This is a genomic window from Gemmobacter denitrificans (assembly GCF_036964905.1).
Classification (GTDB): Bacteria; Pseudomonadota; Alphaproteobacteria; order Rhodobacterales; family Rhodobacteraceae; genus Gemmobacter; species Gemmobacter denitrificans.
Genome location: NZ_JBALHR010000007.1, coordinates 13,519 through 25,723, shown reverse-complemented (window position 1 = coordinate 25,723; position 12,205 = coordinate 13,519). Strand labels below are relative to the sequence as shown.

The following is a 12,205-nucleotide window of genomic DNA, read 5'->3' as shown; positions in this document are numbered from 1 at the left end:
ACCATGGCTGAACAAGCAATCGACCGCAGCAAGATGAAGGTCTCGGACGAGGTCGCGGTCCAGATCACCAACATGAACAAGTGGTATGGCCAGTTCCACGTCCTGCGCGATGTGAACATGACCGTGCAGAAGGGCGAACGCATCGTGATCTGCGGACCGTCAGGTTCGGGCAAATCGACGCTGATCCGCTGCATCAACCGGCTGGAGGAACACCAGTCGGGGCAGATCATCGTCGATGGGACTGAACTGACCAACGACCTGAAGAATATCGACAAGGTCCGGTCCGAAGTCGGGATGGTGTTCCAGCATTTCAACCTGTTCCCGCATCTGACCATTCTGGAAAACTGCACGCTGGCGCCGATCTGGGTTCGCAAGACCCCGAAACGCGAAGCCGAAGAAATCGCGATGCATTTCCTGTCCAAGGTGAAGATCCCCGATCAGGCCCACAAATATCCGGGTCAGTTGTCGGGCGGTCAGCAGCAGCGCGTGGCGATTGCCCGCTCGCTCTGCATGAAGCCCCGGATCATGCTGTTTGACGAACCGACCTCGGCGCTGGACCCCGAGATGATCAAGGAGGTGCTCGATACCATGATCAGCCTCGCCGAGGAAGGCATGACCATGCTCTGCGTGACCCATGAAATGGGCTTTGCGCAGGCCGTGGCCAATCGCGTCATCTTCATGGACAAGGGCCAGATCGTCGAACAGAACGAGCCGCGCGAATTCTTCAACAATCCGCAATCGGACCGGACCAAACTGTTCCTGTCGCAGATTCTGGGCCACTGACCCATCGTTTCAAACGGCGGAAAGGGCGGGCTTCGGCCCGCCCTTTTGCGTAGCCGTGCCGCAACATCCTTTGGGCGAAACAGACCACGCCTTTGCACCGCCTTGCCTGGCTGATCGCGCCGTGCAACCAAGGGCTGAAATTCTGCAGGAGTATCCGGTGACAGACCTAAACCCGCCCAGTTACACCGCCGTCAGCTATACCGGCACGAAGACCGAAATCTTCCGGCTGGCGCTGGTCACCGGGCTTCTCAGCATCGTGACGCTGGGCATCTATCGCTTCTGGGCCAAGACCCGGATGCGCCAGCACATCTGGGGCGCCACCCGGGTCGGGCAGGATGGGTTCGAATATACCGGGACGGGGCTGGAAAAGCTGATCGGCTTCCTGATCGCGCTGGTTGTTCTGGCCGTCTATCTTGCCGTGGTCAACCTGGGCTTCTTCGCGCTTGGCCTGCGGTTCGTCAGCCGCCCGACAAACGACGCCGAAGTCGTCGCGCAACTTGGATTCATTTATGCCAACCTTTTCGCATTGCTGCCACTGATCTACTTTGCGCAATATAGGGCGATGCGCTATCGGCTGGCCCGGACCCGGTTCCGTGGCATCCGCTTCGGAATGGAAAGCGCCGCAGCGGGCTATGTCTGGCGGGCGCTGCTGCTGACATTGATCACAGCCCTGTCACTTGGCCTGCTCTATCCACTGATGAGCTTCCGTCTGGACAAGTACATGACTGACCGGGCCTGGTATGGCGATGCGCGCTTTGAACAATCCGGGCGCTGGACCGCGCTTTATCGCTACATGATCCCGTTTGCCGCAGGAGTTGTCGTGATGTTCGGTGGCATTGCACTTGGGGCAATAACCAAAGGCGGAACCCTTGTCACAGTGTTGATCTTCACAGGGGTTGCGACCTTCTATTTCGGCCTGATCTACTATCCCATACGCGCTGCGGCCTATCTGACCTCACATCGGGTACTGGGTGGGCAGATCAGGTTCACCGCAAATCCTTCGGTGTGGCGGATTATCGGCATTCTGATCGGCGGTGGCATTGCCATCACTGTAATTGCCTTGATTACCTTTGGTTTGCCGGCCTGGCTGTTCGGCCAGACGCTGCGCACCGGGGGAATCTCCCAACTGAGCGGCCCGCTGGGTTTTGGTGTCGCGCTTGGGATTTATCTGGTGGGGCTGGTATTCTTTTCCGCATTGGCACTGGCATGGATCACCCAGCCGCTCTTGTGTCATGTGCTGGGCACCATAACCGTCCTGAACATCGAAGCCACAGACCACATCCATCAACGCGCGGCTGACAAGGGGGCCGATGCCGAAGGCTTTGCCGATGCGCTGGATGTTGGCGCGGCGTTCTAGATCATGGAACCGGTCGAAGGCAGCTATTTCGATGGGCAGACGGCCCGCCGCCATCCGGCCCTGGCCGAGCCATCGCCAGATGGCACGGCGCTCCGTCTGACACTGGTAGAAACCGGTGACCGGTTCGATCTGCCATTGGCCAGCCTGCGGCGAGGTGGCGAACAGGTTGCAGGTTCGGGCCAGATCAGCCTTGCCTTTCATGCCCCGGGCGAAGATGAACAACAGCGCGATCCCGCACGGCTGGTTCTGCCGCTTGGCGAATTGACCGATTGGATCACAGCCCATGCCCCTGCCTTGCATCGCCGCGACGTCCCGCGCCGAACCTGGATACGTCTGGCCAAGGCCGGGGCCTTTGCCACCGTCGCCCTGTGCGCGTTGATCTTTGTCATCATCCCCGGGCTTTCCCGAATTCTGGCCGATATGGTAACACCCGAACAAGAGGCCGATATCGGCCGCCGTGTTCTGGGCCAGATCGAATATGTTCTGGCACATGGCACTGACAAGGATCTGACCTGCCGCTCCAAGGCGGGGCAGAAGGCGCTTGAACATCTGCGCGACCGGCTGGCAGAAAGCGGCATGGTCACAACCCCCATCGAATTGCGGGTCTGGGATCACAGCATGATCAACGCCTTTGCCGCCCCCGGCGGGCAGGTCGTCCTGCTGCGCGGCTTTCTTGAGGCCGCCGATAGCCCGGACGAGGTCGCCGCTGTTCTTGCCCATGAAATCGGCCATGTCGAGGCGGGCGATCCGCTGCGCGAGGCGTTCCGCACCGCCGGATCGGCCGGTATCCTGTCGCTGGTATTTGGCGATCTGACAGGCGGCGCTGCCGCTGCACTGGTGGCCGATTCCGTCCTGTCCAGCACCTATTCCCGATCTGCCGAAGAACAGGCCGATGTCTTTGCCCTTGCAATGCTGCGCGCTGCGGCCATCAGCCCCAAGGGATTTGCCGAATTCTTCGAGCGGGTTTCCCGGCTCGAAGGGGCTGGCCTGCCGGAATTCATGTCCAGCCACCCCGAAACCGCCACACGGCGGGCCCGCGCGACAGAGGCGCAACCCTATGATGCGAACCCGGCACTGGATGCCGGGGATTGGGCGGCGCTGCGGGCAATCTGCGGCTAGGGATCAGATCGCAAGTTCACGCGGGACGATGAAATCATCCACCGCGCCCATGCCCCAGCCCAGATCGGCCCAACTGTCCGCCGCGAAATCGCAAACCAGTGTCGCGCCCGTCGGATAGCGGTGAAACTCGGCGCTGACAGGTGCGCGGGCCACGATACGTGCGGCGAATTCGGCAATGCCCGGGTTGTGGCCAATCATCATCACCGTATCGCCCGTAGCATGGCGCAGCACCGCCAGCATGACATCCGGCCCCGCGTGATAAAGCGCTGGCTTCAGATCGAGGATCGGCGTGCCCGGCAAGGCAGGCGCAATGCCTGACCATGTCTTGCGCGTGCGCAGCGCATCGGAACACAGCACCTGATCGGGCACATAGCCGCGTGACGCAAGCCATTCCCCCAGATCGGCCGCCGCCGCCTTGCCGCGTTCATTCAGCGGGCGGTCATGATCAGTCATCAGCGGGTCATCCCAGCTGGACTTGGCGTGGCGCGTCAGGATCAGGCGCTTGGTCATTTGTGGAACTGCCCCATGTGATAGGCCGATTGTTCTGGCAGTCTTGCATAGAGTTGCGAGACCGGGCAAGCGCGACGCACAAGACAACCGCCGGTCAGACAATCACCCCCTGCCCCACCGTCCAGATGGCTGTGGCACCGGGGCACATCATAGCCCGCAAGCGTCAGCGCCCCGGCTGGGCAGGCCGTCACACAGGGCTGGTTGCAACCGTCACAGGGGCGCGGTACCGGGGCGGGCAGATCAACCCTGTGTTTCAACGCAAGCGCCCCACGCGCCGAAAAGAACAGGCCCTGCGAAACATGCACCAGCAGATGCACAGGGCTGGCCCATGCCCGCCCCGTGCGCAGCGCCCATTGATAGAAGGGGTGATAAGGCGGCCCGCCAAAAGGGAACAGAGCCTTGGCTCCCAGATCGCAGGCGAACCGCCCGATCACCCGGCGCGACCAGCGATCAATCGGATCGGGTCGACCATCCTGCCATTCCGGCGTGGCGTCAAGATGGGCCCAGAAACCCGGCTCTGCCGGACCCAGCAGCAGCAAGGTTTGCGTGCCGTTCGGCAGGTTTGGGTCATCTTCGGCATGAAACCCACCCAGGATCTCCAGTCGCTCGGCCGCCAGCCGCGCTGCGAGGTCTGTGCTGTCGATCATGGTCCTACTCCTTTGCCACTGCGCGCGTGGGACCGCCGCCTGTCAGCGCCGGAAAGGTAACCACAGGCTCCAGCCCAGTTGCGCCGGGCGGCGATCCTGCCATTCAAGCCCCACCGTCATCGCGTCATGCCCACCCGCAGGCTGCGCCAGATAGGTGCCGAAAATCCTGTCCCAGACCGACAATCCAAAGCCGAAATTGCGGTCATGTTCCTCGCGCCGCTGCGAATGGTGCACGCGGTGCATGTCAGGTGTCACCAGAACCAGCCGGACAATGCGGTCCAGCCCACGCGGCAGGCGCAGGTTGGCATGGTTGAACAATGCCGTCGCATTCAGAATGACTTCGAAAGCCAACACGGCCAGCGGCGCAGGGCCCAGCAGATAAACCAGCGCGATCTTCAACCCCATGGAGCCCAGAATCTCTACCGGATGAAAGCGCAGGCCCGTGGTCACGTCCATGTCGCGATCCGCATGGTGAACCCGGTGAAAGCGCCAGAACAGCGGCACATGATGTGTCATCAGATGCTGCACCCAAAGCGCAAGATCAAACAGCAGCACCGCAAGCACCGCCTCCAACCCGACAGGCGAGCCCAGAGGGTTGAACAGCCCCCAGCCTGCGCATCGACGGCAGCCCCGATGGCAAGCGCCGGGATCAGCACAGCGGTCGCGCGCAACATCACCGCATCCAGCAGCGTGATCGCCAGATTTGTGCGCCAACGTGCGGGGCGCGGCAGGTGCAATGGCCTGCGCGGCCACAGCGCCTCAGCCAAGGCAAACAGGGCGAAGAGGCCCAGAAACACCCCCAGCCGCAGACCGATTTCTCCTGCCATGTCACATACCCTCCTACCCGTTTCAGTTCCGGCAGCGGGCCGCAGGGAAATCCAGCGCCGCGTTTATCGCCGGATGCGCGGCTTTACCCGCGGCTCGGTCGAACGGATTTGGCTGCCCGCGCCGTGATCGGTGAACAGTTCCAGCAGGCAGGCATTGGGCAGACGGCCATCCAGAATCGTCACCGCCCGCACGCCCTGATCCAGCGCCATCAGCGCGGTCTCGGTCTTGGGAATCATGCCGCCCGCAATCACCCCATCGGCGGTCATCTGGCGAATCTCCTCGGGCGTGATCTGGGTCATCACCACGCCTTCGGCATTTTTCACCCCCGACACATCGGTCAGCAGCAGCAGGCGATCCGCCTGCAAGGCGCCCGCAATCGCCCCCGCCGCCGTGTCGCCATTCACGTTGAAGGTCTCGTTATCGGCCATGCCGGTCGCCACCGGTGCCACCACCGGGATGATGCCCGCATTGTAGAGGTCGCGCAGCACCTGCACATTCATCTCCACCGGGCGGCCCACAAAGCCCAGTTCCGGGTCATCGGCCTCGCAGACCATCAGGTCATCATCCTTGCCGGAGATGCCCACGGCACGCCCGCCCTGATCGTTGATCGCCTGCACGATGCGCTTGTTGACCAGTCCCGACAGGATCATCTCCACCACTTCCACCGTGGCCTTGTCGGTCACCCGCTTGCCGCGCACGAATTCCGATTTGATGCCCAGCTTGGTCAGCATCTCATTGATCATCGGCCCGCCGCCATGCACCACCACCGGGTTCACGCCCACCTGCCGCATCAGCACGATGTCGCGGGCAAATTCGGCCATGGCCTCATCATCGCCCATCGCATTGCCGCCGAATTTCACGACGACCACGGCGCCGGAATAGCGTTGCAGATAGGGCAGAGCCTCGGAGAGCGTTTTGGCGGTGGCGATGGAATCTTGCATGGTGCGCGTCTGCTGTTTCATGGGGGCCTCGCAGGAATGCGACCGGGATAGCCCCTTTGCTGCGCCCTGCCAAGGTTGCAATTCCCTGTGCCGGGCGTAGGGTGCGGCAAAGCGCGGAGGCAGCGATGAGCGAACAGAAGGTCATGGTTCTGACGGGGGCAAGCCGCGGCATCGGCCATGCCACGGTCAAGCGGTTCAGCGCCGAAGGCTGGCGCGTGCTGACCTGCTCGCGCCAACCCTTTGACCCGCGCTGCCCTTGGCCCGGCGGGGCCGAGAACCACATCCAGATTGATCTCGCCAGCCCCGATGCCACCATTCAGGCCATCGCCACGATCAAGGAGAAGATCGGTGGGCGGCTGCATGCGCTGGTGAACAATGCGGGCATTTCCCCCAAAGGGCCGGGCGGCAAGCGGCTGAACACGCTGGAAACCGATCTGCGCACCTGGGGGCAGGTGTTCCATGTGAACTTCTTCGCCTCTATCGTGCTGGCGCGCGGCTTGCAGGAAGAGCTTTCCGCCGCGCGCGGCTCGGTGGTGAATGTCACCTCCATCGCAGGCGCGCGCGTGCATCCCTTTGCGGGTGCCGCCTATGCCACCTCGAAGGCGGCGCTGGCGGCGCTGACCCGCGAAATGGCCCATGATTTCGGCCCCTTGGGCGTGCGGGTCAACGCCATCGCGCCGGGCGAGATCGAAACCTCGATCCTGTCGCCCGGCACCGACAAGATCGTGGAGAAACTGCCGATGCAGCGTCTGGGCCAACCGCGCGAGGTGGCCGATGTGATCTGGTTCCTGTGCTCCGATCAGTCCAGCTACATCTCCGGCGCCGAGATCGAGGTGAACGGCGCGCAGCATGTGTGAGTGAGCGGCAATTCGGCAAAGGCCATTGCCTTTGCCGCGCGATGCGAGTTCAGCCAGATGCCGGTGGCCCCAAAGGCCGCCGGCCAGCGCCCGCCCCCGCCATGGCGGGCGCTTCGCACCCGCCGGGGCAGGCACTGGCCTCTGTCCGCTCTTGCTGAACCGGGATTGCGGGATCGGGATTGCTGCGGGCGGGGAAACGCGATGCGTTTCCTGATCCGCCCGAACCTATCCCCCCCGCCGCTTCGCCCGCAGCCCTGCGAAAAACTCCACCCGCTTCTTCAACTCGCGCTCAAAGCCCCGCTCGGGCGGCGCGTAGAAGATCGGGCGCTTCATGCCCTCGGGAAAGTAATCCTGCCCCGAAAACCCGTCCTCGGCATCATGGTCATAGGCATAGCCCGCGCCATAGCCGATCTCTTTCATCAGCTTGGTCGGCGCATTGCGGATATGCAGCGGCGGCGGCAGGCTGCCGGTGTCACGCGCCGCCGCCCGCGCCGCCTTATAGGCCACATAGACCCCGTTCGATTTCGGCGCCAAGGCCAGATAAACCACCGCATTGGCCAGCGCCAATTCCCCCTCGGGGCTGCCCAAGCGCTCATAGGTCTGCCAACTGTCCACACAGACCGCCTGCGCCTGCGGATCGGCAAGGCCAATATCCTCCACCGCCATCCGCACCAGACGCCGCGCGAGGAAGCGCGGGTCTTCCCCGCCCTCCAGCATGCGCGCAAACCAATACAGCGCCGCATCCGGGTCTGACCCGCGCACCGATTTGTGCAGGGCCGAGATCAGGTTGTAATGTTCCTCGCCCGATTTGTCATATTTGCTGGCCCGCCGCATCAGCCGCTGGCCCAGCTGCGCCTTGGTCAGCGCCTCGACCTTATGCGCCGCCACCTGCTCGATCAGGTTGAGCAGCGCCCTTCCATCGCCATCGGCCATCTCCAGCAGGCTTTCGCGCGCCTCGGCCTTCAGGGGCAAGGCCCGGCCCAGCTCCTTCTCGGCGCGCTGCGCCAAACGCTCCAGATCGGCAAGGCTCAACCGCTCCAGCACGATCACCTGCGCCCGGCTCAGCACAGCGGCATTGAGTTCAAACGACGGGTTCTCGGTCGTCGCCCCCACCAGAAGGATGGTACCATCCTCCATATAGGGCAGAAACCCATCCTGCTGCGCCTTGTTGAAGCGGTGGATTTCATCCACGAACAACAGCGTCCCCTGCCCGTTCGCCCGACGGATCTTGGCCGCCTCGAACACCTTGCGCAGGTCCGGCACCCCGGTGAAGATCGCCGAAATCTGCACAAAGGCCAGCTGCGTCTGATCGGCCAGCAGCCGCGCGATGGTGGTCTTGCCCACCCCCGGCGGCCCCCAGAAGATCAGCGAGGACAGACTGCCCGCCGCCAGCATCGCGCCCAAGGGCCCCTCCGGGCCCAGCACATGCTCCTGCCCGATCACATCAGACAGCACTTTCGGGCGCAGACGATCGGCCAGCGGACGTGGTGCTTCGGGACGGGCAGGTTGGGGCGTATCGAACAGGTCCATGGCTCCAGCTTACGCCCTTGGCGCTGACCGCGAAAGGGTCAGAGCCGAAAGCGCAGCAAGATCACCCGGCCCTCGCGCTGCACTTCGATCCCCCAGCGGCGGGTGACAGGCTGGGTCAGCGCCTCCAGTTCGGTCGTGCGGGTGACCGGGGTGCCATTGATCGCCAGCAGCACATCACCGGGCCGCAACCCAAACCGGGCAGCCAGACCTTCAGCCCCGGTCACGACAACGCCATCGGGCTGATTCAACGGCAAACCCATCTCGGCAGCCACTGCCGGGTTGATGCGCGCAACCGAAAGCCCATGCAGGACGGAATCGCCGCCCAACGTCACTGCATCGCGCGGCGGGCTGTCGGGTGGGGCGATCAGGGTCAGCGTGGTTTCCTTCTCGGCCCCGTCGCGCAGGTAGCGCAGCGCCACCTCGCGCCCGATGCCAAGCGCGGCCAGACGGAACATCACCTCTTGCGGTGTATCAGTCCGCTCGCCCTCCAGCGCCAGGATCACATCCCCCACCCGCAGCCCTGCGGCCTTGAACGGGCTTTCCGGGTGCAGGTCAGAGATCACGACACCTTCGGGACGGGTCAGGCCCATCGCCTCGGCCATGGCCGCATCCATCCCCTGCCCTTGCACCCCGGCCCAGGGACGCTGAAACCGGGTTTCGCCCGCGCGGGCCTGATCGACGAAATTCTGAACCAGATTGGCCGGAATGGCAAAGCCGATGCCATTCGATCCGCCGCCCTTGGTCAGGATCGCGGAGTTGATCCCGATCAGCCGCCCGGCCATATCGACCAGCGCACCGCCGGAATTGCCGGGATTGATCGCCGCATCGGTCTGGATTAAATAACCCCGCCCCGATCCAAGCGCGAGCGTGGACCGGCCAAGGCCGGAGATGATCCCCGAAGATACGGTCTGTCCCACGCCAAACGGATTGCCGATGGCCAGAACCAGATCACCGACCTGCAATTGATCGGAATTGCGGAGGGGCAAGGCCGGCAGGTTGTCGGCATCTTCCAACTGCAGCACGGCCAGATCGCTGTCTTCATCCGCCAACAGGACATGCGCGCGATATTCGCGCCGATCCGAAGTTTCGACCCGGATTTCGGTCGCGTTGGCGATGACATGATAATTCGACACCACGATCCCGTCTGCCCCGACAATCACCCCGGACCCAAGCGCATTTTCCACCCGGGGCGCCGTCGCACCAAAGCCCTGGAAGAACTGATCAAAGAACGGATCTCCGGCAAAGGGGCTGGCCCGCCGTTCCACCAGCACCGTAGCATAGATATTCACCACGGCTGGCGTGACCTGCCGCACCACAGGCGCAAAGCTCAGGCTGATCTCGGCCTGACTTTGCGGCACGGTTTCAGCGGTGACCGGCTGAAACGTCAGAATTCCTGCGGCGACAACAGGCAAAAGGAAACGCAACATGGAGTGCCCTCGGCTGTAGAACGACGCCCCAGATATGGGGCAGCGCCCCCGGCCATGCAATGCACCGCCCGAAAATGGAAAAGGCCCGCCAAAGGCGGGCCCTTCCGATGCCTGTCGGCACTGGCCGATTACTCGGCCGCAGCCTCTTCGGCAGCCAGACGAGCGCGGTCGGATGCGCCCTTGGCGGCGGGATCACGATCCACGAATTCGATGATCGCCATCGGAGCCATGTCGCCATAGCGGAAACCGGCTTTCAGAATGCGGACATAGCCGCCCTGACGGTTCGCATAGCGCGGGCCGAGAATGGCGAACAGACGCTCCACATGCTTGTCTTCCTTCAGCTGCGCAGCAGCCTGACGGCGGGCATGCAGATCGCCGCGCTTGGCCAGCGTGATGAGCTTTTCGACGATCGGACGCAGTTCCTTCGCCTTGGGAAGGGTGGTCTTGATCTGCTCGTGCTCGATCAGAGCGCCGGACATGTTGGCGAACAGCGCCTTGCGGTGTTCGTGGGTGCGGTTCAGACGGCGATAGCCGCGAGCGTGACGCATGATGATCTCCTAGCGTTTTGCTTTGTCCTGCAGCCCTGCGTTGGGGCTGCTTCTTTGGGGCGGAATTGCCCGGGCTTTCCCCGCAATCGCGGGCATTCGGGGGGGGCGTCGCCGCCCCCCGCAAGATCAGAACTGGTCTTCGAAGCGCTTGGCCAGATCTTCGATATTCTCTGGCGGCCAATCCTCGACATCCATGCCCAGATGCAGCCCCATGCCCGACAGCACTTCCTTGATCTCGTTCAGGGACTTGCGGCCGAAGTTCGGGGTGCGCAGCATCTCGGCTTCGGTTTTCTGGATCAGATCGCCGATATAGACGATGTTGTCATTCTTCAGGCAGTTGGCCGAACGGACCGAAAGTTCCAGCTCATCCACTTTCTTCAGCAACAGCGGATTGAACTCGAGACCCGTATCCATTTCCTGCTTCGAAGCCGATTCCGGCTCGTCGAAGTTCACGAACACAGCCAGCTGATCCTGCAGGATGCGCGCGGCATAAGCCACCGCGTCCTCGGGCGTCAGCGCGCCGTTGGTTTCGATCTTCAGGGTCAGCTTGTCATAGTCCAGCACCTGGCCTTCACGGGTCGGCTGCACTTCGTAGCTGACTTTCTTGACCGGCGAGAAGATCGCGTCGATCGCGATCAGACCGATCGGCGCATCTTCCGGCTTGTTCTTGTCAGCCGAAACATAGCCCTTGCCGGTATTCACCGTGAGTTCCATGAACACATCGGCGCCGTCATCCAGATGGCAGATCACGTGATCCTTGTTCAGGATCTCGATGCCGTTGGATTCCGAAATGTCACCGGCGGTCACAACGCCCGGACCCTTGGCCGAAATCGACAGGCGCTTGGGGCCTTCGACTTCCATCTTCAGGCTGACGCCCTTGAGGTTCAGAACGATGTCGGTGACGTCTTCGCGGACACCGGCAACGCTGGAAAATTCATGCAGAACATTGTCGATCTGCACCGAGGTGATGGCCCCGCCCTGCAGCGACGACATCAGCACGCGGCGCAGCGCGTTGCCCAGCGTCAGACCGAAGCCGCGCTCCAGCGGTTCGGCGATCACGGTCGCAACACGCGACGGATCAGCGCCCGGTTTGACGACCAACTGGGTCGGCTTGATAAGTTCTGCCCAATTCTTGTGGATCATGCTTTCGCCTCCATACCTGTCTTCTGCCCATGTCCCTAAGCGGAAGACGCCCGAGGTTCAGAAATGCGTGAACGGGCCGCGCATCTTTCAGCGCGGCCCGGTCGGATGTCTTGCGTCAGACGCGGCGACGCTTCGGCGGACGGCAGCCGTTATGGGCCAGCGGCGTCACGTCGCGGATCGAGGTGATGGTCAGGCCAACTGCGGCCAGAGCGCGCAGCGCCGATTCACGGCCCGAACCCGGACCCTGAACTTCGACCTCGACGGTCTTCATGCCATGTTCCTGCGCCTTGCGGGCAGCATCCTCGGCAGCCATCTGGGCGGCATAGGGGGTCGATTTGCGCGAACCCTTGAAGCCCATGGTCCCCGAAGACGACCAGGAAATCGCATTGCCCTGAACGTCAGAGATCAGGACCTTGGTGTTGTTGAACGAGGAATTCACGTGAACAACGCCAGCGGCGATGTTCTTGCGTTCCTTGCGCTTCATGCGCGCATTTTTGGTGTCGCGTGCCATATCT

At 62.9% G+C, this 12,205-nt stretch carries 14 protein-coding genes; 4 read left to right on the top strand and 10 right to left on the bottom strand.

All coding sequences use genetic code 11. The features are described 5' to 3' along the window. Positions 1-3: 3 nt before the first annotated feature. The 3 genes from V6590_RS12310 (at position 4) to V6590_RS12300 (ending at position 3,259) form a co-directional block, all read left to right on the top strand. Complete coding sequence (locus V6590_RS12310) at positions 4-783, top strand: amino acid ABC transporter ATP-binding protein (protein WP_335423482.1); 780 nt, start codon at positions 4-6, stop codon at positions 781-783. A gap of 157 nt (positions 784-940) precedes the next feature. Further along, on the top strand, positions 941-2,140 hold the full coding sequence (locus tag V6590_RS12305; RefSeq protein ID WP_335423480.1) for a DUF898 family protein: 1,200 nt from the start codon (positions 941-943) through the stop codon (positions 2,138-2,140). A 3-nt stretch (positions 2,141-2,143) separates the two neighbouring features. Further along, positions 2,144-3,259 (top strand): M48 family metallopeptidase, encoded by a 1,116-nt coding sequence (locus V6590_RS12300; protein WP_335423478.1) that lies wholly within the window; start codon positions 2,144-2,146, stop codon positions 3,257-3,259. Positions 3,260-3,262: 3 nt separating this feature from the next. On the opposite strand, the gene V6590_RS12295 is transcribed toward V6590_RS12300, so the two are convergent. From V6590_RS12295 to argB, 5 genes are all read right to left on the bottom strand, one after another. Further along, entirely contained in the window at positions 3,263-3,769 is a 507-nt protein-coding gene (locus V6590_RS12295; RefSeq protein ID WP_335423476.1) for a SixA phosphatase family protein, read from the bottom strand. After that, positions 3,766-4,416: a ferredoxin gene (locus tag V6590_RS12290; RefSeq protein ID WP_335423474.1), complete on the bottom strand. Its 651-nt coding sequence runs from the start codon at positions 4,414-4,416 to the stop codon at positions 3,766-3,768. Before V6590_RS12290 ends, V6590_RS12295 begins: the two co-directional genes overlap by 4 nt. 42 nt (positions 4,417-4,458) lie before the next feature. Further along, positions 4,459-4,971, bottom strand: coding sequence for a sterol desaturase family protein (locus V6590_RS12285; protein WP_335423473.1), 513 nt, complete (start codon positions 4,969-4,971; stop codon positions 4,459-4,461). Then, positions 4,932-5,243, bottom strand: coding sequence for a hypothetical protein (locus V6590_RS12280; protein ID WP_335423471.1), 312 nt, complete (start codon positions 5,241-5,243; stop codon positions 4,932-4,934). Before V6590_RS12280 ends, V6590_RS12285 begins: the two co-directional genes overlap by 40 nt. Before the next feature lie 63 nt (positions 5,244-5,306). After that, entirely contained in the window at positions 5,307-6,206 is a 900-nt protein-coding gene (gene argB, locus V6590_RS12275; protein ID WP_335423469.1) for an acetylglutamate kinase, read from the bottom strand. Positions 6,207-6,310: 104 nt separating this feature from the next. On the opposite strand from argB, the gene V6590_RS12270 reads away from it, so the two are divergent. Next, on the top strand, positions 6,311-7,042 hold the full coding sequence (locus tag V6590_RS12270; RefSeq protein ID WP_335423467.1) for an SDR family NAD(P)-dependent oxidoreductase: 732 nt from the start codon (positions 6,311-6,313) through the stop codon (positions 7,040-7,042). Positions 7,043-7,267: 225 nt separating this feature from the next. Here the strand turns inward: V6590_RS12270 and V6590_RS12265 are convergent, their stop codons facing one another. The 5 genes from V6590_RS12265 to rpsK all read right to left on the bottom strand — a co-directional run bounded on the left by V6590_RS12265 (position 7,268) and on the right by rpsK (position 12,201). Continuing rightward, the gene (locus V6590_RS12265; protein ID WP_335423465.1) at positions 7,268-8,572 is read right to left on the bottom strand and encodes a replication-associated recombination protein A; all 1,305 of its coding nucleotides are present in this window, start codon (positions 8,570-8,572) and stop codon (positions 7,268-7,270) included. Between the two features lie 38 nt (positions 8,573-8,610). Then, on the bottom strand, positions 8,611-9,999 hold the full coding sequence (locus tag V6590_RS12260) for a Do family serine endopeptidase (RefSeq protein ID WP_335423463.1): 1,389 nt from the start codon (positions 9,997-9,999) through the stop codon (positions 8,611-8,613). Positions 10,000-10,127: 128 nt separating this feature from the next. Then, on the bottom strand, positions 10,128-10,547 hold the full coding sequence (gene rplQ, locus V6590_RS12255) for a 50S ribosomal protein L17 (protein WP_335423461.1): 420 nt from the start codon (positions 10,545-10,547) through the stop codon (positions 10,128-10,130). Between the two features lie 126 nt (positions 10,548-10,673). Beyond that, positions 10,674-11,690, bottom strand: coding sequence for a DNA-directed RNA polymerase subunit alpha (locus V6590_RS12250; RefSeq protein ID WP_335423459.1), 1,017 nt, complete (start codon positions 11,688-11,690; stop codon positions 10,674-10,676). A 115-nt stretch (positions 11,691-11,805) separates the two neighbouring features. Then, positions 11,806-12,201 (bottom strand): 30S ribosomal protein S11, encoded by a 396-nt coding sequence (gene rpsK, locus V6590_RS12245; RefSeq protein WP_335423458.1) that lies wholly within the window; start codon positions 12,199-12,201, stop codon positions 11,806-11,808. Positions 12,202-12,205 lie beyond the last annotated feature (4 nt).

What these genes read in the sequence shown, in the direction of transcription:
- V6590_RS12310 (WP_335423482.1), top strand. Translation starts at nt 4, where the DNA reads ATGGCTGAACAAGCAATCGACCGCAGCAAGATGAAGGTCTCGGACGAG.
- V6590_RS12300 (WP_335423478.1), top strand. Translation starts at nt 2,144, where the DNA reads ATGGAACCGGTCGAAGGCAGCTATTTCGATGGGCAGACGGCCCGCCGC.
- V6590_RS12295 (WP_335423476.1), bottom strand. Translation starts at nt 3,769, where the DNA reads ATGACCAAGCGCCTGATCCTGACGCGCCACGCCAAGTCCAGCTGGGAT.
- V6590_RS12290 (WP_335423474.1), bottom strand. Translation starts at nt 4,416, where the DNA reads ATGATCGACAGCACAGACCTCGCAGCGCGGCTGGCGGCCGAGCGACTG.
- V6590_RS12280 (WP_335423471.1), bottom strand. Translation starts at nt 5,243, where the DNA reads ATGGCAGGAGAAATCGGTCTGCGGCTGGGGGTGTTTCTGGGCCTCTTC.
- argB (WP_335423469.1), bottom strand. Translation starts at nt 6,206, where the DNA reads ATGAAACAGCAGACGCGCACCATGCAAGATTCCATCGCCACCGCCAAA.
- V6590_RS12270 (WP_335423467.1), top strand. Translation starts at nt 6,311, where the DNA reads ATGAGCGAACAGAAGGTCATGGTTCTGACGGGGGCAAGCCGCGGCATC.
- V6590_RS12265 (WP_335423465.1), bottom strand. Translation starts at nt 8,572, where the DNA reads ATGGACCTGTTCGATACGCCCCAACCTGCCCGTCCCGAAGCACCACGT.
- V6590_RS12260 (WP_335423463.1), bottom strand. Translation starts at nt 9,999, where the DNA reads ATGTTGCGTTTCCTTTTGCCTGTTGTCGCCGCAGGAATTCTGACGTTT.
- rplQ (WP_335423461.1), bottom strand. Translation starts at nt 10,547, where the DNA reads ATGCGTCACGCTCGCGGCTATCGCCGTCTGAACCGCACCCACGAACAC.
- V6590_RS12250 (WP_335423459.1), bottom strand. Translation starts at nt 11,690, where the DNA reads ATGATCCACAAGAATTGGGCAGAACTTATCAAGCCGACCCAGTTGGTC.
- rpsK (WP_335423458.1), bottom strand. Translation starts at nt 12,201, where the DNA reads ATGGCACGCGACACCAAAAATGCGCGCATGAAGCGCAAGGAACGCAAG.